Genomic DNA, 19,434 nt, shown 5'->3' on the forward strand with positions numbered 1-19,434 from the left:
AAATTCTGGACGCCAACGCTTCCACCTGCTATGGCATCCCCATGAAAAGCAACTGCATCATTACCTGCTGCATTATTATCTGCTGACATCTGTCGCGGGTTGCTCTTTCACGTTTCACATCAGAACTGAACTTGGTAAGCCCGCGGCGTAACGCACGTGCGAGGCACTATGACGACTATCCGGCTGAACAACACCAAGACCCGCAGACGCGAGGACTTTGTCCCGATCGACCCCCGCAATGTGCGTTTGTACCTGTGCGGGCCGACGGTCTATGACCGCGCCCATCTGGGCAATGCGCGGCCTTCGCTGGTGTTTGACGTGCTGTTCCGCCTGCTCAAAGAGATTTATGGCGCGGGCCACGTCACCTATGTGCGCAATTTCACCGATGTCGATGACAAGATCAACGCGCGCGCCGCTGAAACCGGTCGCGCCATTGGCGATATCACGGCGGAAACGATCCAGTGGTATCACGATGATCTGGACGCATTGGGGGCCCAGCGGCCAACCCATGAGCCGCGTGCAACCGACTACATCGCCCAGATGATCACGATGATCGCGGATCTGGTGGAAAAGGATCACGCCTATGAGGCCGAGGGCCACGTGCTTTTTGCCGTAGACAGTTATGCCGCATATGGCGCGCTGTCGGGGCGCTCGTTGGACGATATGATCGCCGGTGCGCGGGTGGAAGTTGCGCCCTACAAACGCAATCCGATGGATTTTGTCCTCTGGAAGCCATCAGGTGACGGCGTGCCGGGGTGGAGCAGCCCTTGGGGGTACGGGCGTCCGGGCTGGCATATCGAATGCTCTGCCATGAGCTATGAATTGCTGGGCGAGAGCTTTGACATTCACGGCGGCGGCAATGACCTGCAATTCCCGCACCATGAAAACGAGATCGCACAGTCCGCCTGTGCCCATCCGCATGGCGCATTCGCCCGCTACTGGATCCACAACGAGATGTTGCAGGTCGAGGGCAAGAAGATGTCCAAGTCCTTGGGCAACTTCTTTACCATCCGCGACCTGCTGGATCAGGGTATCCCGGGCGAGGTGATCCGTCTGGTGATGCTGGGCACACATTACAGCAAGACAATGGACTGGACCGAGGCCCGCCGCGCCGAGGCCGAAGGCACCTTGCGGAAATGGTACGGCATCCTGCATGGGCATGGTTTTGGGCCAGAGCTGATCGCGGCTCTGAGGGCCGATGGCAAATGGCAGGCGGACGCGGAATTCATCGGGGTTCTGGCGAATGATCTGAACACATCCGGTGCGCTGTCCCGTTTGCATGTTTTGGCCAAGGGGAAAACGCCTGTCGCCTTGGCGGGTTTTGCCTATGGGTTGCAGATGCTGGGGCTGGTCAATGACTGGGCCGCGATCCCGCAGTTTGACGGGGGCGAGGCAGGCTCCGGTGTGGTGCCCGCGATTGCGCAGATCGTTGATGCGCTTTTGGCGGATCGGGCGGCCGCACGTGCGGCCAAGGATTGGGCGCGTGCCGACGAGGTGCGCGACATCCTGACCGCCGCCGGTGTACAGGTCACCGATGTGGGCGGTCAGGCCACTTGGACACCGGGTCCTGATTTTGACGCAGCAAAGCTGGAGGGGAAGTGATGACAAGCTTTCATCGAAAGTTTGAAAACAAAGTCTCGACCAGTCTTTGGGTGCGGGGTGCAGGCGCATGACGAAAGAACGCCTCTATCTGTTTGACACCACGCTGCGTGACGGTGCGCAAACGCAAGGAGTTCAGTTTTCGGCTGCTGAAAAGCACCAGATCGCGACAGTTCTCGACACACTTGGCCTTGATTACATCGAGGGCGGATGGCCCGGCGCAAACCCGACCGACACCGCGTTCTTTGCGGCCCCGCCCCAAACCCGTGCGACCTTTACCGCCTTTGGCATGACCAAGCGCAGCGGACGGTCGGCTGCGAACGACGATGTGCTGGCGGCGGTGATGAATGCAGGCACCCAGGCAGTCTGTCTGGTGGGCAAGGCGCATGATTTTCACGTCACGACGGCTTTGGGGATCAGTCTTGCCGACAATACCGAAAACATCGCCGCCAGTTTTGCCCATATCACCGCGCAAGGGCGCGAAGGGCTGTTTGATGCCGAACATTTCTTTGATGGATACAAAGCGAACCCCGCTTATGCGCTGGAGGCGATCCATGCAGCCTTTGACGCGGGCGCGCGCTGGATCGTGCTATGTGACACTAACGGTGGGGTTCTGCCGCAAGAGGTGACAGAAATCGTGACCGCAGTCATCGCCAGCGGCATCCCCGGCGATCATCTGGCCATCCATACCCACAATGACACCGAAAATGCGGTGGCCAATTCGCTCGCTGCGGTCTTGGCCGGAGCGCGGCAGATTCAAGGTACGCTCAACGGGTTGGGCGAGCGTTGCGGCAATGCGAACCTGACCACATTGATCCCGACGCTGCTGCTCAAGGAGCCTTTTGCCAGCCGTTTTGAAACCGGCGTGACACCCGAGGCGCTGAAGGGTCTGCGTCGGGCGTCACGGATGCTGGATGATATCCTTAACCGCGTCCCGGCCAAACAGGCGCCCTATGTGGGGGCTTCGGCCTTTGCCCATAAATCGGGGCTGCACGCCAGTGCCATCGCCAAAGACCCCAGCACCTATGAACATATTGACCCCGCCGCCGTCGGCAATACCCGCATCGTGCCCATGTCCAATCAGGCCGGCCAGTCCAACCTGCGCGCGCGTCTGCTGGATGCAGGCATAGAGGTCGCCGCCGATGATCCGGCCTTGGCGCGGATTGTCGACCGGATCAAGGAGCGCGAGGCGCAGGGCTATTCTTACGACACAGCGCAGGCCAGTTTCGAACTACTTGCACGGGAAGAATTGGGCCTGCTGCCCAAGTTCTTCGAGGTCAAACGCTACCGCGTCACCGTCGAGCGGCGCAAGGACAAGCGCAACCGCATGGTCTCGATCTCGGAAGCGGTTGTGGTCACAAAGGTGCGTGGTCAGAAGATGCTGAACGTCAGCGAAAGCCAAGGCCCGGACGGGTCCGACCAGGGCCCTGTGAACGCCTTGAGCCGCGCACTTTCCAAGGATCTTGGCCCTTATCAGGCGATGATCGACGATATGCAGCTTGTGGACTTCAAGGTCCGCATCACCAATGGCGGGACCGAGGCCGTGACCCGCGTGATCATCGACAACGAGGACGGGCAGGGGCGCAGCTGGTCGACCGTGGGGGTCAGTGCGAATATCGTGGATGCCTCTTTTGATGCGCTGATCGATGCGATCAACTGGAAGCTGATCCGCGATGGGGCAAAGGCAGAGGCCTGATGAGCTTTCACGCCTGTGCCGCCCTGGTGGAAAAGGCCGATCCGCTGCGGTTTCGGGCGGCAATGGCGGGTCCTGTTTCGGCGCGGCACATCCTGTTTCCGCTTTATGCCTTCAACATCGAAGTCGCGCGCGCCCCTTGGGTGACCGAAGAACCGATGATCGCCGAGATGCGCTTGCAATGGTGGCGCGATGCGCTGGAAGAAATCGCGACAGGCCAAACCGTGCGTCGGCACGAGGTGGTCGATGCGCTTGCGGGTTGCCTGGATGCGGAAGCGGCCCGCTGTCTGGATGGTCTGATCGCCGCCCGACGTTGGGATGTCTATCAGGACCCGTTCGAGGATCGCGCGCATTTTGACGAGTATATCCAAGCGACCTCTGGGCATTTGATGTGGACGGCAGCACGGCTGCTGGGTGCGGCGGATGAGGGCGTTGTGCGCAACTTCGCCTATGGCGTGGGGGTTGCGAATATCTTTCAGGCCATTCCGGCGCTTGAGGCGCAAAACCGCAAGCCGCTGATTGATGGATCGCGGGCGGGTCTTCTGGCCTTGGCCGATCAAGCCTCGCAAAGCCTTGATCAGGCGAAAGCAAACCGCAAGGCTGTCTCCAAGGCGTCAGGTGCGGCATTGCTGGCGGGCTATCACGCACGTCCTATCCTGCGCATGGTGCGCTCTGATCCCGACCGCGTGGCGCAAGATGCGCTTGAGACCAATCCGGCGCGGGATAGTCTGCGGTTTCTCAACGTCTCGCTGCGCGGATGGTGGCGGTAAGGCCCTGTCCGGCCAGCGATCAATTTTCGACGAAAATTGATCGACGCTGAAGATTTTTAGCTAAAAATCTTCGCGTCTTCAGTGCGCCATCTTGGGCTGCCGGACCAGCCAGATCAATGATCCACCGGCCAGCACGAGGAACGGCACCATCGCAAGGTTCACCGCGTTCCAGCCTTCCACAGCGGTCCCGCCGGAACAGTTCATCAATCCGCCCGAGGCCAGCGACGCGACGGTCACCATACCAAAGACGATCATGTCGTTCATGCCCTGCACCACGCCGCGCTCTTCGGGACGGTGTGCGCCTGCCAGCATGGTTGTGGCTCCGATAAACCCGAAGTTCCAGCCAAAGCCCAAGAGGATCAAGGCGATAAAGAAGTTCGGCAAAGCGACTCCGGATAAGGCCACGACCCCAGCAGCCGCAAGGATCACAAGGCCCGTCGCCATGATCCGTTCCACCCCGAAACGGGCGATCAGATGGCCGGTGATGAAAGAGGGCGCATACATCGCCAGCACATGGGCTGACACGATGTCATTGGCGTTGTTCTTCGTAAACCCGCACCCCACAACGGCGAGCGGTGTAGAGGTCATCACAAGGTTCATGAGTGCGTAAGACACCATCGCACAGATCACCGCGACGATGATCCGCGGGTCGCGCAACAAGTCGCGCCGACTGCGGCCGGCTTGCACAACAACCTGCGGTTCTGTCCTTGATCCTTTTGGCAGGTCCAGCCAAAGGAACAGCAACATGCCCACAAGGTTCAGCACAATGATCGCCAGATAGGTCCCCAGAAAGGGCACGACAAAGGCGTCTTGGACCAGCTTATTCAGTTGCGGCCCGAATACGGCCGACAAGAGCCCGCCCGCCATGACGTATGAGATGGCCTTTGGCCGGAAGGCGTCAGAGGCGGTATCGGTCGCGGCAAAGCGGTAAAACCCCTGTGCCGACATATAGATACCGGTCAGATATGAGCCCACCAGCAGGATGGTGAACGAACTGGTATAAAGACCGTAGGCGGATACGGCCGCACCCACCGCCCCCGCAAATGCCCCCAGAAAGAAACCGAACCGCCGCCCGTTGCGCTGCATCAAGGGGCTGAGCCATGGGGCCGTGGTCATCGACCCGAAGACGATAAAGGAGATCGGCAAGGTCGCAAGGCACACGTTGGAGGCCAACTGCCCGCCTGCCAGACCGCCAATCACAAAGATCATGGGGAGTTGCGCCCCAAGAATGGCTTGGGCCATCACAAGAACGGCCACATTGCGCTTGGCGCGGGTATCGTCGGTATATGTCATTTCGTATCGGTACGCCCGGTCTGGCGCGCTTGCAAGAGGCGCTTAGCTGGCATCGATCATATGGGCGAAGCTGCCGGAGACATTGTTCTGGATCAAACCCATTGGCGCAAGTCTTGTACCTTCGGCATCGGTCGCGTCAAAAAGTGGTGGGCCTTCGGCCTGCAACGTCGTCGCATAGTGGAATTCATGGCCGCTCCACCGCCCCTTGAGCGGCCCTGACTTTGCTGTCAGCTGCCTGTAGCCCAAGTGCAGCTTGCGGGTGGCGAAAGAGGTCTGCAACCGCAGTAATCCCGCCATCCGGTGTGTGACGCCATCCGCATCCGTCAGCGCATCGCCCAAGGTCATATATCCCCCGCATTCGCCGTAAATCTGCGCCTTTGTCTGGCGCAAACTGTCCAGAAAGACGCTGTTGTCGGCCAAACGTCCGGCATGCAGCTCTGGATACCCTCCGGGCAGAAAGATGAAATCGCACGCCGGTGCCGCGTCATTGGCAAGTGGCGAGAAAAACGTGATCGCCGCCCCTGCGTCGCGCCAGTCCTGCACCATATGCGGATAGCTGAAGGCAAAACCTGCGTCCTGCGCCACGGCAATGTTTTGGGCAGGAGGGGTGATGCCCTTGGCAGCAGGCTGATGGCCAATGGGCCGCAAGAGCGACTGCAACCGGGGCAGATCGCAATGCTGTGCAATCAGATCGGCTGCTTGATCCAGATAGCTTTGCAGATCGGGCCGTTCCTGCGCCTGCACCAAGCCAAGGTGCCGTGACGGTTGGGTCAATGACGCCGCGCGGGGGATCGCGCCAAAGACGGGTATATCGGCCAAAGCACGGCGCAGCATGGCTTCGTGCCGGGGGGACCCCACATTGTTCAGGATGACGCCTGCAATCTTGACCGAAGGGTCATGCTGGATGAACCCTTGGGCCAAGGCCGCGACAGAGCCTGCCATTTTGCTCGCGTCAATGACCAGAACAACAGGCAGATCAAGAATACGGGCCAGATCAGCGGCGGCCCCCTTGCCATCGGGCGGCGCGCCGTCAAAGAGACCCATCGCGCCTTCGATGACCAGCGGCAGGGGGCCGGATGCCAGCGCCCTGATCCGCGCAGGCGTCATCGCCCAGGCGTCAAGGTTCAGGCAGGGGTATCCGCAGGCCGCTTCGTGGAAGCGTGGGTCTATATAGTCGGGGCCGGATTTGGCACCACGGATCGCCATGCTGCGGCTGAAGGCGCGCAAAAGCCCCAAGGTGACCGTGGTTTTGCCGCTGCCGGACGCAGGGGCTGCGATCACAAAGCTCATCGGCTCAGGCGGATTCGGCAGGGCGTCCGCGCCCCAGCGGATCAAGGTTGCGGGGCGCTTCGCCCGCGGCCATCCCTTGCCAGTCCAGCACTTGCCGCATCAGCACCGATTGCCCGACGCAGATGATGGCGGGCGGTTCGAGTTTCGCCGCGTCGATGTCGGCAACAATCGTGCCCAGTGTGGTTTCAAGCACTTGTTGATGCTCTGTCGTAGCGGTTGTTACGACTGCGACAGGTTCATGCAGGCTGCGTCCGGCGCGGATCAACTGGTCTGCGATCGTGGCGATATGCTTCATCCCCATGTAGATCACGATGACCTGACTGCCTTTGGATATGCTGGCCCAGTCCAGTGATCCCGGCGTGTTGCCGGACTGGTCATGGCCGGTCACAAAGGTCACTGACTGGTTCACGTCGCGGTGGGTCACAGGGATACCCGCATAGGCCAACCCGCCGATCCCTGCGGAAATGCCGGGGATGATGCGGATCGGGATACCGTGCTGCACCAGCGTCTGCGCCTCTTCCCCGCCACGCCCAAAGACGAAAGGATCGCCGCCTTTCAACCGCAGCACGCGCTTGCCCGCGCGCGCCAGATCAACCAGCCGCAGCGAGATATCGCGCTGCTTGGCCGAAGGTTTGCCACCGCGTTTGCCCGCATAGATATGTTCGGCTTGCGGCGCCCAGGCAAGGATATCCTCCTGCACAAGGGCATCGTAAATCACCACATCCGCTTGTCGCAGCGCATTGACCGCATGCAGCGTCAACAGCCCCGGATCGCCGGGGCCGGCACCGCATAGCCAGACCCACCCGGGTTCGAGGCTGGGCCATCTATGGGCGGGAAGAGGGATATCGGTATTCATGCCCCCTTTATGCCGCTCTGATCTGTCCTTGGAAAGGTGGCAAACGACGCGTGATTGCGGATTGCCGTCATTGTTGCACCTGCCTATCGTCGCAACCGATGACAGAGGCACCTACCAGAGAGTTGCGCCGTGGCTGGACCACGGGCGCTTGCGCGACCGCTGCAACCAAAGCGGCGCTGACCCGGCTATGGGGCGGTGCCTTTCCGGCTGAGGTGGGGATCACCTTGCCAAAGGGTGAAACGCCCGTATTTCCGCTGGCTTTGGCAGAGGCGGGCGAGGGCTGGGCGCGGGTCGGCATCACCAAGGACGCGGGCGATGATCCTGATGTGACGCACGGGGCGCTGATTGTTGTCACCGTGTCTGTATCCGGCGGTGGCATCGTCTTTCTGGCAGGCGACGGTGTGGGCACCGTGACCAAAGCCGGATTGCCGATTGGCGTGGGCGAGCCTGCCATCAACCCTGTGCCGCGCCAGATGATGACGGATGTGGTGACAGAAGTGGCAGCGCAGTTCGGGCAACCTGCTGATGTGACCATCACGGTCTCTGTACCGGGCGGGCAAGAGCTTGCCCTGAAGACATGGAACCCCCGTTTGGGCATCGCGGGCGGTCTGTCTATTCTTGGCACCACAGGTGTTGTGCGCCCCTTTAGCTGTGCTGCATGGATCGCCTCGATCCATCGCGGCATTGATGTGGCGCGCGCCGATGGCCTGACCCATGTGGCGGGATGTACCGGTGCGACTTCGGAAAAGACCGTGCAGGCGCTTTACGGACTGCCCGATCATGCGATGTTGGATATGGGGGATTTTGCGGGCGGCATGCTGAAATATCTGGTCAAGCATCCGGTGTCCCGCGTTACCATCGGCGGCGGGATCGGCAAGATCACCAAACTGGCACAGGGCGCAGTGGATTTACATTCCGCGCGCTCTCAGGTCGATTTCAAGGCGCTGGCGGCATTGGCGGGTGTGCGCCAAGTGGCCGATGCGAATACCGCACTTGAGGCATTCGAGATGGGTGGGGCTGCCCTTGCGCAGGCCGTTGCAGAAGCGGCCCTCGCCCAGGTCAATGCGCGTTTCGGCGGCGCGGGGATCGGCTTTGATATCGTCGTGATTGATCGCGCGGGCGCGGTCATCGCAAAGGCTGCCCCATGACCCTGTTGATCTTGGGCGGCACCGGCGAAGCGCGGCAAATTGCGCAGGCTTTACAAGGGCATGACGCGGTGATCTCGCTGGCCGGTGCGACACGCCTGCCAGAGCCGCAAGCCCTGCCAACGCGCAGTGGGGGCTTTGGCGGGACCGAAGGCTTTGTGGCCTATCTCCAAGAGGCGGGGATCACTGCGGTGCTGGACGCCACCCATCCCTATGCCCACCGGATCACCCGGCGCACGGCGGCGATCTGTGCCGCACGAGGATTGCCATATCTGCAATTTCTGCGCCCGCCTTGGCACCCCGTTGCGGGTGACAACTGGACCGAGATCAAGACAGAGGAAGACGCTGCTTTGCATATTCCTTTGGGGGCGGTTGTGTTTCTGGGGACCGGGCGGCAGACCTTGGAAAGGTTCGCCAACCTGCAAGGCCGCGACGTCATCTGCCGCCAGATTGATCCGCCAACAGATGCATTCCCCTTTGCGGGCGGGCGGTATCTGGTGGGGCGGCCGCCGTTTTCGGTTTCTGACGAAGTGGCGCTTTTTCAAGAGCTTGGCGTAGAGTGGCTGGTCGTCAAGAACGCAGGCGGCGCGCCAAGCAGGACAAAGCTGACAGCCGCGCGGCAATTGCATATCCCCGTCTTGATGCTGGCCCGTCCACCGATGGGGGACTGGCCTGTTGTGGGAACCGTCGCTGCCGCACTGGAATGGGTGCGGGCGCTGTGAGAGAGCGGATCATCACCACAGATGCCTGCGTTACCGAAGGGGCGCTGTGGCTCTGCAAGGAAGAACCGCGTTTTGCGCAAGTGATGCAGGTCTTGCCGGGCCTGCCTTTGCGACGCAAGCCGGATGGGTTCGCCGAGGTCCTGAGCGCTATTGTCAGCCAGCAGGTCAGCCTTGCATCGGCCAATGCGATCTGGGGGCGGTTGCAGGCGGCGCACATGACATGCCCCGACATGATCGCGCAAGCCTCCGAGGATGATCTGCGCGCGCTGGGGCTCAGCCGTCAAAAGGCGCGCTATGCCAAAGCGCTGGTTGCAGCCCGGATCGACTATGCGGCTTTGCGGGGGCTTCCGACCGAGGACGTTATCAAGACGCTGGTCGCTGTCCCCGGCATCGGCGCATGGACCGCCGAGATCTACGCGATGTTCTCGCTGGGGCGGGCGGATGTCTTTGCGCCGGGCGATCTGGCTTTGCAGGAAGCGGCCAAACTGATCTTTGATCTGCCCCAGCGTCCCAAGGAACGGGAATTGCGCGCCATGGCGCAGGCCTGGTCCCCGTGGCGGTCGGTTGCGGCGCGGATCATGTGGGCCTACTACAAGCATGACAACCAACGGGAAGGGATCAGATGACACGTGCATTGGAAGCAACGCGGCGCGAGCCGGTATCAGGTGAAACCCGATCTTGCGTGGTGTTCTTGCATGGTTACGGGGCCAATGGAGCAGACCTGATCGGGTTGGCCGATCCATTGGGCGAACATATGCCAGACACGCTGTTCATCGCCCCCGACGCGCCAGAGGCTTGCATGGCCGCCCCCATGGGTCTGCAATGGTTTCCGCTTCCGTGGATCGACGGTTCAAGCGAGGAAGAGAGCCGCGCAGGGCTCGAACGGGCTGCGGCGGATCTTGATGCGTTTCTTGACGGGGTGATGGTGGACGAAGACCTGCTGCCCGAGCAGGTTATCGTGCTGGGATTTTCACAAGGCTCGATGATGGCCTTGCATGTCGTCCCGCGCCGCGAAGATGCGATTGCAGGAGTTGTTGCGTTTTCCGGGCGTTTGCTGGAGCCTTATTCACTGGCGGACGAAACCCGAAGTCGTCCGGCGATCTTGCTCATTCACGGCGATCGGGATGATGTGGTGCCGGTCCAATCGCTACCGCAGGCGGCAGAGGCCTTGCAAGAGGCCGGTTGGACCGAGGTTTTTGCCCATATCATGCAAGGGACGGGCCATGGCATAGCACCTGACGGTCTGTCCGTTGCCTTGGCCTTTATGCAAGACCGCTTGGGACTAAGCTAGTCGAGGTCCACTGAAACTGGGTCGAGGATAACCTTTCGATCCGTCCGTCGCGATCAAGCGTTTCACAGCCTCACCGCCACCTCCGCCCGATAAAGAGGGCGGGTCGGCAGATGCTGCATTTTCGCGAAAAGGCATGGAACCGAACAAGACCAGCGTTGCGGAAAGTGCTGATCCTGTGCGGTACCAGCCTTTAATTTGTGCAAAGGCCGTCGCGCGCGGCATCTTCTACTTTTTGTCGCATATTCTGGGGGTTGTCACATTTCTGACGCGATATATAGTCCTAATCAAGAAGGAATGCGGGATTGCCGCCTCAACTGCACCCCGCACAGCCGATCTAGGATGTGAGCAATGATGCAGACGGATTTCAGAACAGACTTTGTGCGCGCGCCCGGTGCGCTCAAACACTACCCGGCACTTGTTCTGAATGCCGATTACAGACCTTTGTCCTATTACCCTTTGTCGCTGTGGCCCTGGCAGGAAGCGGTCAAGGCTGCATGGCTCGACCGCGTTGATATCGTGAGCGAATATGACGAGGTGGTGCGCAGCCCGTCGACCTCGATCCGGATCCCCTCGGTTGTCGTTCTGAAGGACTATATCAAACCCCAAAAGCAGGTGGCCTTCACCCGCTTTAACCTGTTCCTAAGAGATTCGTTTTGCTGCCAGTACTGCGGCGCAAAGGGCGATCTGACGTTCGACCATGTCGTGCCGCGTGCCAGTGGCGGGGTGACAAGCTGGGAAAATGTGGTGGCGGCCTGTTCGCCCTGCAACCTGCGCAAGGGGTCACGGTCGCTGAGACAATGCGGGATGAGCCTGCGCAAACCACCCCGGCGGCCTGTTCCAGAACAGTTGCATAACGTCGGGCGCAAGTTTCCGCCGAACCATTTGCATGAAAGCTGGATGGATTTTCTCTATTGGGATGCAGAACTGGAGGCTTAGGGCCGTTCCGGTGCTAGACTTGCGCGCGTATGCGGGTTAGGAAAGCGGCGTTAGCGCTAACGCACCATCCATAGGGGAGTTGACTATGGTTTCTCGGGTCATTCCGGTCGATGAATTTGATCTGGTTATCTTTGGCGGCACCGGCGATCTGGCCCGGCGCAAAATTCTGCCCGGTCTGTTCCGGCGGTTCCTGTCGGGGCAGATGCCTGCGGGGTCGCGGATCATCGGTGCGGCACGCTCCGAGCTTGATGCGGATGGCTATCGGGCCATGATTTCCGAGGCCGTGGCCGAATTTGGCGGGCCAGAATCGCGCAATACCAATGGCTTGGAGGCCTTTCTTCAACAACTGGACTATGTTGCGATTGACGCCAAAGGCGAAGGCGGCTGGCCCCAATTGGCCGCTTTGGTCCGGCAGGATGTCGTGCAGGCCTTCTATTTCTCTGTCGCACCGTCGCTTTTTGGTGATTTGGCGGAACGCCTGCACACAAACAAGATTGCCAATTCAAGCAGCCGGATCGTCGTTGAAAAACCCTTTGGCCGCGATCTGGAAAGCGCGCATGCGTTGAACAAAACGCTGGCGGCCCATTTCGACGAAAGCCAGATTTATCGTATCGACCATTATCTGGGCAAAGAGACCGTGCAAAACCTGATGGCGGTCCGCTTTGGCAATATGCTGTTCGAACCCCTTTGGAACAATCATTACGTCGATCACATCCAGATCACTGTTGCCGAAACCGTGGGCGTCGCCGGGCGCGGGGCCTATTACGACAAATCCGGCGCGATGCGCGATATGGTGCAAAACCACCTGATGCAATTGTTGTGCCTGATCGCCATGGAACCTCCCGGCCAGTTCGAGGCCGATGCGGTCCGTGACGAAAAACTCAAAGTGATCAGAGCCTTGCAGCCGGTTGATCACCATCACATCGTACGCGGCCAGTATGATGCAGGTCCCGATGGCCCCAGCTACCGCGAAGATGCGGAAAACCCGCGCAGCTTTACCGAAAGCTTTGTGGCCATGCGCTGCCAGATCGCCAATTGGCGATGGGCCGGCGTGCCCTTCTATCTGCGCACGGGAAAGCGGATGAAAACCCGCGCCTCTGAAATTTCTGTCGTGTTCAAGGACTTGGGTCACACGATCTTTGAAGGCGATGAAGCCCGCCATCGCAATATCCTGTCGATCCGCTTGCAACCCAACGAAGGCATGGATTTGCAGGTCACGATCAAGGAGCCGGGCCCGGGGGGTATGCGCCTGATCGACGTGCCGCTGGATATGACCTTTGCCGATGCCTTGGGCGATGATGCAGAAGAAGTGACAGACGCCTATGAGCGCCTGATCATGGATGTGATCCGTGGCAACCAGACGCTGTTCATGCGCGGGGACGAAGTAGAGGCCGCGTGGAAATGGACGGACCCATTGATTGCAAGCTGGGAAAAGCGCAACGATGTGCCCAAGCTTTATGATGCGGGCTCTAACGGACCAGAGGATGCGCAGGTGCTGATGCACCGCGATGGCCGGAAATGGCGCGAGATCAAGGTCTGATTGCGTTTTGGGGCAACGCCTTGCATGACTGAATGACCAAATACCAAAAGGACTTGGGCCATGAAAATCGTCGATTATCCAGATGCCGAAATGATGATGATGGAGCTTGCGGATACGCTGGCCAGCGAATTGAAGAACTGCTTGCTGGTGCATGAACACGCCTCTTTCGCAGTTCCCGGCGGGACGACTCCGGGACCGATCTTTGACAACCTTTGCGCGGTCGATCTGGATTGGGCGCGGGTCCATGTGTTGTTGACCGACGAACGCTGGGTACCAGAGACATCCGACCGCTCGAATACCAAACTGATCCGCGAGCGGTTGCTGATCGAACGCGCCGCCGCGGCCACATACATCCCGCTTTATGCAGAGGCTGAAACGCCCGAAGAAAAACTGCCCGAACTGGCCGAGGCCCTGACCCCGGAATTGCCGATTTCGGTGATGCTCTTGGGCATGGGAGCCGATATGCACACAGCGTCGATCTTTCCCGGTGCCGATCAGCTGGATCTGGCGCTGCACGGCGATGACCGCTTGGTTGCGATGCGCGCGCCCGGTGCGCCCGAACCCCGGATCACCCTGTCTGCCAAGGTGCTGAAAGCCGCAATGAGCCGCCATATCGTGATTATTGGCGCGGAAAAGCGCGAAGCGCTGGAGCGTGCACGGCATCTCACCCCCGAAGAGGCGCCCGTTGCGGCTGTACTCCCGGGATCAGTCATCCATTGGGCGGAGCGCTAGGCGATGTGGAACGACTTGCACAAACATTTTGCGAAGGTCAAAGACCGCCGTTTTGAAGCAATGGTCGATGCCGACCGCGCCGCCGCCTTTTCGGTGCAGGCCGGTGACATGCGCCTTGATTACGCAAAAACGAATATTGATGAAACGGGCCGCGAATTGTTGTTGCAACTGCTCGACGGCAGCGGCGTAGCGGCAAAACGTGCGGCCATGTTTGCGGGCGCACCGATCAATGAAACCGAAGGGCGTGCGGTGTTGCATACCGCCTTGCGCAACCTTGATGGTGGCCCGGTCTTGGTCGATGGTCAGGACGTCATGCCCGGCGTGCTGGACACACTGGCCCGTATGGAAAGCTTTGCCGCTGACGTGCGCGAGGGGCGTTTCACGGGGCAGGGTGGCAAGATCACTGATGTGGTGAACATCGGTATCGGTGGCTCTGATCTGGGTCCGGCGATGGCGGTCAAGGCTTTGGCCCCCTATCACGACGGTCCGCGCTGTCATTTCGTGAGCAACGTCGATCCTGCCGATATTGCGGGGGTTTTGCGGCAATGTGATCCGGCGACGACTTTGGTGATCGTGGCCTCCAAGACTTTTACCACGATCGAAACGATGACCAACGCGCGCACGGCGCAGGCGTGGATGGGGCAGAGTGTTACCGATACAGGCGCGCAATTTGTGGCCCTGTCCACCGCCGCCGACAAGACCGCCGATTTCGGGATTGATCCATCGCGCGTGTTCGGGTTCGCGGATTGGGTCGGGGGGCGGTATTCTCTTTGGGGGCCGATCGGGCTTTCGCTGATGATCGCGATCGGGCCTCAGGCTTTCCGTGCTTTCCTGCGCGGCGCGCAGGCGATGGATATGCATTTCAAATCCGCCTCTTGGCTGGAAAACATGCCGGCGATGCTGGCCCTTGTCGGCATCTGGCATAATCAGGTTTGCGGCTACACGACCCGTGCTGTGCTGCCCTATGACAATCTTCTGGTCCGCCTGCCTGCCTATCTGCAGCAGTTGGAGATGGAGAGTAACGGTAAGGGCGTCAGTATGGACGGCGCTGATCTGGCAGAGCAGAGCGGCCCTGTTGTCTGGGGTGAACCGGGTACGAATGGCCAGCACGCGTTTTACCAACTGATCCATCAGGGCACGCGGGTGGTGCCTTGTGAATTTCTGGTCGCGGCGCGCGGCCACGAGGATGATCTGCACCATCAGCACCAGTTGCTTGTGGCCAACTGTCTGGCCCAATCCGAAGCGCTGATGCGCGGCCGCACACTGGACGAGGCCCGCGCGAAAGTGGCGGATAAATTCGAGGGCGCAGAACTGGAGCGCCAAGCGCGCCACCGCGTGTTCAAGGGCAACCGCCCTTCGGTCACCATCGCCTATCCGCAACTAACGCCGGAAGTACTGGGCCAGATTATCGCGCTTTATGAACACCGTGTGTTTGTGGAGGGTGTCGTGCTGGGCATCAACTCTTTTGACCAATGGGGCGTCGAACTTGGCAAGGAACTGGCAACTGCCTTGCAGCCTGTTGTGGAAGGCAAAAAATCGGCGGAAGGCAAAGATGGCTCAACTGCCGCACTTGTTGGGTTTTTGCAAAAACATGGGGTGTCTTAGCGCGCGGATGTCGCCATAGATCCGCAAAAAGACAAAGGACAGAGCCATGATCGCCCAATATGCACCCTTCGTGATGGCCGCGATACTGATCGTTGCGATCGTGCTTGAGGTCAAGACCGGCCGCATTCCAAACTGGCTGACGTTCCTGCCCGTGGCCTTGTTCGTCGCGGTTGCGGTGACTGCCGAAGACTGGACAGCTGTTTACTGGCAATTGGGACTGGCTGGTGCGGTTTTTCTTTTCGGGCTTGTGCTCTTTGCCTTTGCGGGGATCGGCGCCGGTGCGGTCAAGCTGATGGCAGGCGTCGCGCTCTTTGTGCCCTTGGACAAAGCCTTTCTGGCATTCATTGTCTTTATGGGGGCTTTCTTTGTCAGTTCGGTGTTGGTCGTTCAACTGCGCAAGGCCATCGGCTCGGACCAAAGCACGTGGCATTGGCTGGCAAATGCAGTCTTGCCGATGACCATTCCTATCGCCGCCGCAGGCTTGTCCGCGCTCTTCCTGCTGTGATCTATGAAGGCTAGATAGCCGCCGTCACGATAATCTCGACGTGATAGTCCGGTGTGGCAAGCTTTGCTTCGCCGGTCCAGCGGGCAGGGGCGTGGCCTTCAGGCACCCAGGCATCCCAAGCTGCGTTCATTTCGGCAAACTGCGTACCGATATCGGACAACCAGATTTGCGCGGTCAGGATATTGGTCTTGTCGGTGCCAGCTTCGGCCAGCAGCGCATCGATCTTGGCAAGAACATCATTGGTCTGATCTGTAATCGAGGCCGCCGGAATGCCGACCTGTCCGGCCAGATAGGCGATGCCATTGTGGATCACCAACTGGCTCATGCGGGCGTTGGTATGCTTGCGGGTAATCTCTGGCATCGTGGCCCTCATCTATTGGAAGTTCGTGGAGCGGGTAACGGGAATCGAACCCGTAACTGAAGCTTGGGAAGCTTTCGTGATACCTTTTCACCATACCCGCATCGCTGTGACGGAGGTAATTGCGCCACCGCACCGCGTCAAGCGGCAATCAGCGCGGCCGCCTGCGCCGCCGCCCTGCATCGCCACCGCCGCCTTGGTTGTGGTTCACGTCGGGGAGTTCCACGATGCTGTTGAGGATCGGGAAGGGTTCGACCGCGTTGGGGATATTGGAGGCGTTTACGAAATGCTCTTGAAAGCGCGGTTCGATGGCGGTTTCGATCTTGTGGATCTTATGCACGGTTTCTTCGATCTCGCGCCGTGCGTCAGTGTTCAGCAGCGCGATCCGCGCGCCTGTGCCTGCGGCATTGCCCGCACTTGTGACTTTGGACAATGGCGCATCGGGGATCATGCCCAGCACCATCGCGTGTTTGGGGCTGATGTGCGCGCCAAAGGCCCCCGCCAGTACAACGCGGTCGACCTTATCGACGCCGAATTTATCCATCAGCAGCCGTGCACCGGAATACAGGGCGGCCTTGGCCATCTGGATTTGCCGGATATCGGTATTCGTGACCGTGATCTTTGGCCCGCCGTTTTCGGTGCCATCGTAAAGCAGATAGGAATTGGTCCGCCCGTCGGGGAAGCAGTTGGGCGATCCGGTTTGTTCGGCCGATCCGATCAGGCCGGGACCATCGACGATGCCTGCCATGCGCATCTCTGCAATCACTTCGATAATGCCAGACCCGCAGATCCCGGTGATCCCGCTGCCTGCAATGGCCGCATCAAAACCGGGCTCGTCCGACCAGATATCAGACCCGATGACCTGAAAGCGGGGCAGTTTGGTGACCGGATCAATCTCGACGTGCTCGATCGCGCCGGGGGCGGCGCGTTGGCCGGAACTGATCTGTGCCCCCTCAAAGGCGGGACCGGTGGGCGACGAACAGGCCAGCACTTTTTCCTTGTTGCCCAGCAGGATTTCGGCGTTGGTGCCCACATCGACGATCAGCACAAGGTCTTCGGATTTGTCAGGGGCTTCGGACAGTGCGACCGCCGCCGCATCCGCACCCACATGGCCCGCGATACAGGGCAGGATATAGACGCGGCTGGCGGGATGCAGGTTCAGTTCCAATTCGGTCGCACGCAGCGAAATCGCTTCCGATGTGGCGAGCGCAAAGGGCGCTTGTCCCAATTCATAGGCGTCAATGCCAAGGAAAAGGTGGTGCATGACCGGATTGCAGACAAACACGGCATCCACGATCAGGTTGCGGTCGATCCCGGCCTCTGATGCGATCTGCACGAACAGCGCGTTCATGCCTTCGCGCACGGCCTTGGTCATTTCATCCGATCCGGTCGGGTTCATCATGCCATAGCTCACGCGGCTCATGAGGTCCTCGCCAAAGCGGATTTGCGGGTTCATGATCCCCGAAGAGGCGACGACTTCGCCAGATTGCAGATCGCACAGGTGTGCTGCGATAGTGGTGGAGCCAAGATCGACCGCCAGCCCGTAAAGCTTGCCCTCGTAGAACCCGGGCCAGATCTGGATGATGCGGGGGCTGAAGACCGCGTCGCCCAGATGGATCGCTACAGTGACTTTCCATTCGCCTTTGCGCAGGGCCTTTTGCAGGGTTTTCAGCACGCCCAGATCGGCCTCGAGATGGGGCAGGCCCCAGTCATGGCGCAGCGCCTTGACCAACCGCTCCAGATCACCGGACGGGTCGTGCATGTCGGGCTCTTCGACCTCGACATAATAAAGCTTGGTCGAGGGGTTCATCGTGATCTCGCGCGCCTCGGCCCGTTTGCGCACGACTTGCTTGTGCACCTGGCTTTCGGCGGGCACATCAATGACCACATCACTTTGGATCGTCGCCTGACAGCCAAGTCTGCGGCCCTCTTTCAGCCCGCGCTTGTCTTGATAGCGTTGCTCGACGCTGTTCCATTCCGACAGGGCCGTATCGGCAACCGTCACGCCATGTTTGGAAAATTCGCCATAGGACGGCGTGATCTGGCATTTGGAACAAATCCCGCGCCCGCCGCAGACAGAGTCGAGATCGACCCCGAGTTGCCGCGCCGCGGTCAGCACTGGCGTGCCCACGGGGAAGTGCCCGCGCTTGCCAGACGGGGTAAAGATAACAAGTGGATCGTTGGACATTTACAGGCGCCTGATTGTTGTTGACGCGAATGTATCTTTTGCGCGCCCAAAGGGAAGGCCTGTATCCGTCATAATGACTATGCAGAGCGTCATGCTTTATTGCAGGATGTCGGTTCCCAAGAGCCAGACCGCCAGTGGGACGGGCAAAGTGGCCAGCAGAATCGTCAAAAGCACATAGCGGGTCTGGAACAGGCGGCTGATGCCGGCCGCCAGCATGATCCCGCCACCACCCCCAAGTGCGATATTTCCGGGCAGGTTGATCCCAAGTGCCAGCGTCACATAGCGGTAGTTGCACAAGGCAGCCGCCATCCAGCGCGGGAGCCTGTCGTGCATCGCGTCGATCCTGTCCTGTCGGGGTGTCTGCGCGATCCGTTCAAGCAAGGCTGCGACCCGCAAGAGATACAGATCGTTGCAAAACCGAATGATCCGCTCGAGCGGCGCATACTGGCCAATGCAGAATGCAAGGCTTAGCCCAAAAACCGTCGCCAGATAGACAAAAGGGGCCGCTTCAGCCCCGACAATCACAAGGATCGCGATGCCGATCTCGACACCGGGCACAAAGGGGATCGCGAGCAGGATCGCGTAGCCAAACAAGACCGTGACGATCAGCCCCATCATCGCTTGCGCGGCGCTATCACTTTCCAAAAGGGCGATTTTGGCCAAAAGCCAATCCACACCCAATTTTGCAATGACGACGACAAGCAGAATGACCCCGATGCGCCACGCCATGCGCCCGACCACATGCCACCAAGAGACTGAATCTGCGTTCTGTTGCGTCATGACGCCGACCTTCTGCGGTTTCCGCCTCCGCGACAAGGCTGCTTTGTTCCGTTTGGGTCTTTCGGTTCGGTCGTAACCATGCAATAGGGACGTGCCAACGATACCACCCAAGGAGACTGGTTGATGGAGAT

General features: G+C 60.0%; 18 protein-coding genes and 1 tRNA gene. 12 read left to right on the top strand and 7 right to left on the bottom strand.

The genetic code is table 11. The features are described from left to right. The first annotated feature begins 168 nt into the window (after positions 1-168). The 3 genes from cysS to NWQ23_RS04460 all read left to right on the top strand — a co-directional run bounded on the left by cysS (position 169) and on the right by NWQ23_RS04460 (position 4,062). On the top strand, positions 169-1,602 hold the full coding sequence (gene cysS / locus NWQ23_RS04450) for a cysteine--tRNA ligase (RefSeq protein ID WP_306165045.1): 1,434 nt from the start codon (positions 169-171) through the stop codon (positions 1,600-1,602). Between the two features lie 67 nt (positions 1,603-1,669). Beyond that, a complete protein-coding gene (gene cimA, locus NWQ23_RS04455) occupies positions 1,670-3,295 on the top strand; it encodes a citramalate synthase (protein WP_306165046.1) in 1,626 nt (541 codons plus the stop codon). After that, positions 3,295-4,062 carry a squalene/phytoene synthase family protein gene (locus NWQ23_RS04460; protein ID WP_306165047.1) on the top strand — a complete coding sequence of 256 codons (768 nt, stop codon included), beginning with the start codon at positions 3,295-3,297 and terminating at the stop codon, positions 4,060-4,062. The genes cimA and NWQ23_RS04460 overlap by 1 nt, the downstream gene beginning before the upstream one ends. Before the next feature lie 78 nt (positions 4,063-4,140). Here NWQ23_RS04460 and NWQ23_RS04465 read toward each other — a convergent pair whose 3' ends face one another. From NWQ23_RS04465 to cobA, 3 genes are read right to left on the bottom strand one after another with little or no spacing between them, the layout of a single operon-like run. Further along, positions 4,141-5,355, bottom strand: coding sequence for an MFS transporter (locus NWQ23_RS04465; RefSeq protein ID WP_306165048.1), 1,215 nt, complete (start codon positions 5,353-5,355; stop codon positions 4,141-4,143). A 42-nt stretch (positions 5,356-5,397) separates the two neighbouring features. Beyond that, on the bottom strand, positions 5,398-6,645 hold the full coding sequence (locus NWQ23_RS04470; protein ID WP_306165049.1) for a cobyrinate a,c-diamide synthase: 1,248 nt from the start codon (positions 6,643-6,645) through the stop codon (positions 5,398-5,400). 4 nt (positions 6,646-6,649) lie between these two features. Next, positions 6,650-7,501 carry a uroporphyrinogen-III C-methyltransferase gene (cobA, locus tag NWQ23_RS04475; protein ID WP_306165050.1) on the bottom strand — a complete coding sequence of 284 codons (852 nt, stop codon included), beginning with the start codon at positions 7,499-7,501 and terminating at the stop codon, positions 6,650-6,652. 98 nt (positions 7,502-7,599) lie between these two features. Here cobA and NWQ23_RS04480 point away from each other — a divergent pair, with 98 nt between their 5' ends. The 9 genes from NWQ23_RS04480 to NWQ23_RS04520 all read left to right on the top strand — a co-directional run bounded on the left by NWQ23_RS04480 (position 7,600) and on the right by NWQ23_RS04520 (position 15,977). Then, the gene (locus NWQ23_RS04480; protein ID WP_306165051.1) at positions 7,600-8,649 is read left to right on the top strand and encodes a cobalt-precorrin-5B (C(1))-methyltransferase; all 1,050 of its coding nucleotides are present in this window, start codon (positions 7,600-7,602) and stop codon (positions 8,647-8,649) included. Next, a complete protein-coding gene (locus NWQ23_RS04485; protein WP_306165052.1) occupies positions 8,646-9,368 on the top strand; it encodes a cobalt-precorrin-6A reductase in 723 nt (240 codons plus the stop codon). The genes NWQ23_RS04480 and NWQ23_RS04485 overlap by 4 nt, the downstream gene beginning before the upstream one ends. Continuing rightward, entirely contained in the window at positions 9,350-9,994 is a 645-nt protein-coding gene (locus NWQ23_RS04490) for a DNA-3-methyladenine glycosylase (RefSeq protein ID WP_306165053.1), read from the top strand. The genes NWQ23_RS04485 and NWQ23_RS04490 overlap by 19 nt, the downstream gene beginning before the upstream one ends. Beyond that, positions 9,991-10,659 carry an alpha/beta hydrolase gene (locus NWQ23_RS04495; RefSeq protein ID WP_306165054.1) on the top strand — a complete coding sequence of 223 codons (669 nt, stop codon included), beginning with the start codon at positions 9,991-9,993 and terminating at the stop codon, positions 10,657-10,659. Before NWQ23_RS04490 ends, NWQ23_RS04495 begins: the two co-directional genes overlap by 4 nt. A gap of 351 nt (positions 10,660-11,010) precedes the next feature. Beyond that, the gene (locus NWQ23_RS04500) at positions 11,011-11,595 is read left to right on the top strand and encodes an HNH endonuclease (RefSeq protein ID WP_306165062.1); all 585 of its coding nucleotides are present in this window, start codon (positions 11,011-11,013) and stop codon (positions 11,593-11,595) included. Between the two features lie 85 nt (positions 11,596-11,680). Continuing rightward, entirely contained in the window at positions 11,681-13,135 is a 1,455-nt protein-coding gene (gene zwf / locus NWQ23_RS04505; RefSeq protein WP_306165055.1) for a glucose-6-phosphate dehydrogenase, read from the top strand. Between the two features lie 60 nt (positions 13,136-13,195). Next, a complete protein-coding gene (gene pgl, locus NWQ23_RS04510; protein ID WP_306165056.1) occupies positions 13,196-13,867 on the top strand; it encodes a 6-phosphogluconolactonase in 672 nt (223 codons plus the stop codon). A gap of 3 nt (positions 13,868-13,870) precedes the next feature. After that, positions 13,871-15,472, top strand: coding sequence for a glucose-6-phosphate isomerase (gene pgi / locus NWQ23_RS04515; RefSeq protein WP_306165057.1), 1,602 nt, complete (start codon positions 13,871-13,873; stop codon positions 15,470-15,472). A gap of 46 nt (positions 15,473-15,518) precedes the next feature. After that, positions 15,519-15,977 (top strand): prepilin peptidase, encoded by a 459-nt coding sequence (locus NWQ23_RS04520; RefSeq protein ID WP_306165058.1) that lies wholly within the window; start codon positions 15,519-15,521, stop codon positions 15,975-15,977. Positions 15,978-15,987: 10 nt separating this feature from the next. Here the strand turns inward: NWQ23_RS04520 and NWQ23_RS04525 are convergent, their stop codons facing one another. The 4 genes from NWQ23_RS04525 to NWQ23_RS04540 all read right to left on the bottom strand — a co-directional run bounded on the left by NWQ23_RS04525 (position 15,988) and on the right by NWQ23_RS04540 (position 19,303). After that, on the bottom strand, positions 15,988-16,338 hold the full coding sequence (locus tag NWQ23_RS04525) for a RidA family protein (protein ID WP_306165059.1): 351 nt from the start codon (positions 16,336-16,338) through the stop codon (positions 15,988-15,990). Positions 16,339-16,364: 26 nt separating this feature from the next. Then, positions 16,365-16,438 (bottom strand) — tRNA-Gly (locus tag NWQ23_RS04530). A 48-nt stretch (positions 16,439-16,486) separates the two neighbouring features. After that, positions 16,487-18,523 carry an ASKHA domain-containing protein gene (locus NWQ23_RS04535; protein ID WP_306165060.1) on the bottom strand — a complete coding sequence of 679 codons (2,037 nt, stop codon included), beginning with the start codon at positions 18,521-18,523 and terminating at the stop codon, positions 16,487-16,489. A 96-nt stretch (positions 18,524-18,619) separates the two neighbouring features. Next, positions 18,620-19,303, bottom strand: a complete 684-nt coding sequence (locus NWQ23_RS04540; RefSeq protein ID WP_306165061.1) for a hypothetical protein — start codon at positions 19,301-19,303, stop codon at positions 18,620-18,622. Positions 19,304-19,434: the final 131 nt, after the last annotated feature.

Origin of the sequence: Yoonia sp., assembly GCF_030731595.1 — a bacterium.
In the GTDB taxonomy this organism is placed as follows: Bacteria; Pseudomonadota; Alphaproteobacteria; order Rhodobacterales; family Rhodobacteraceae; genus Yoonia.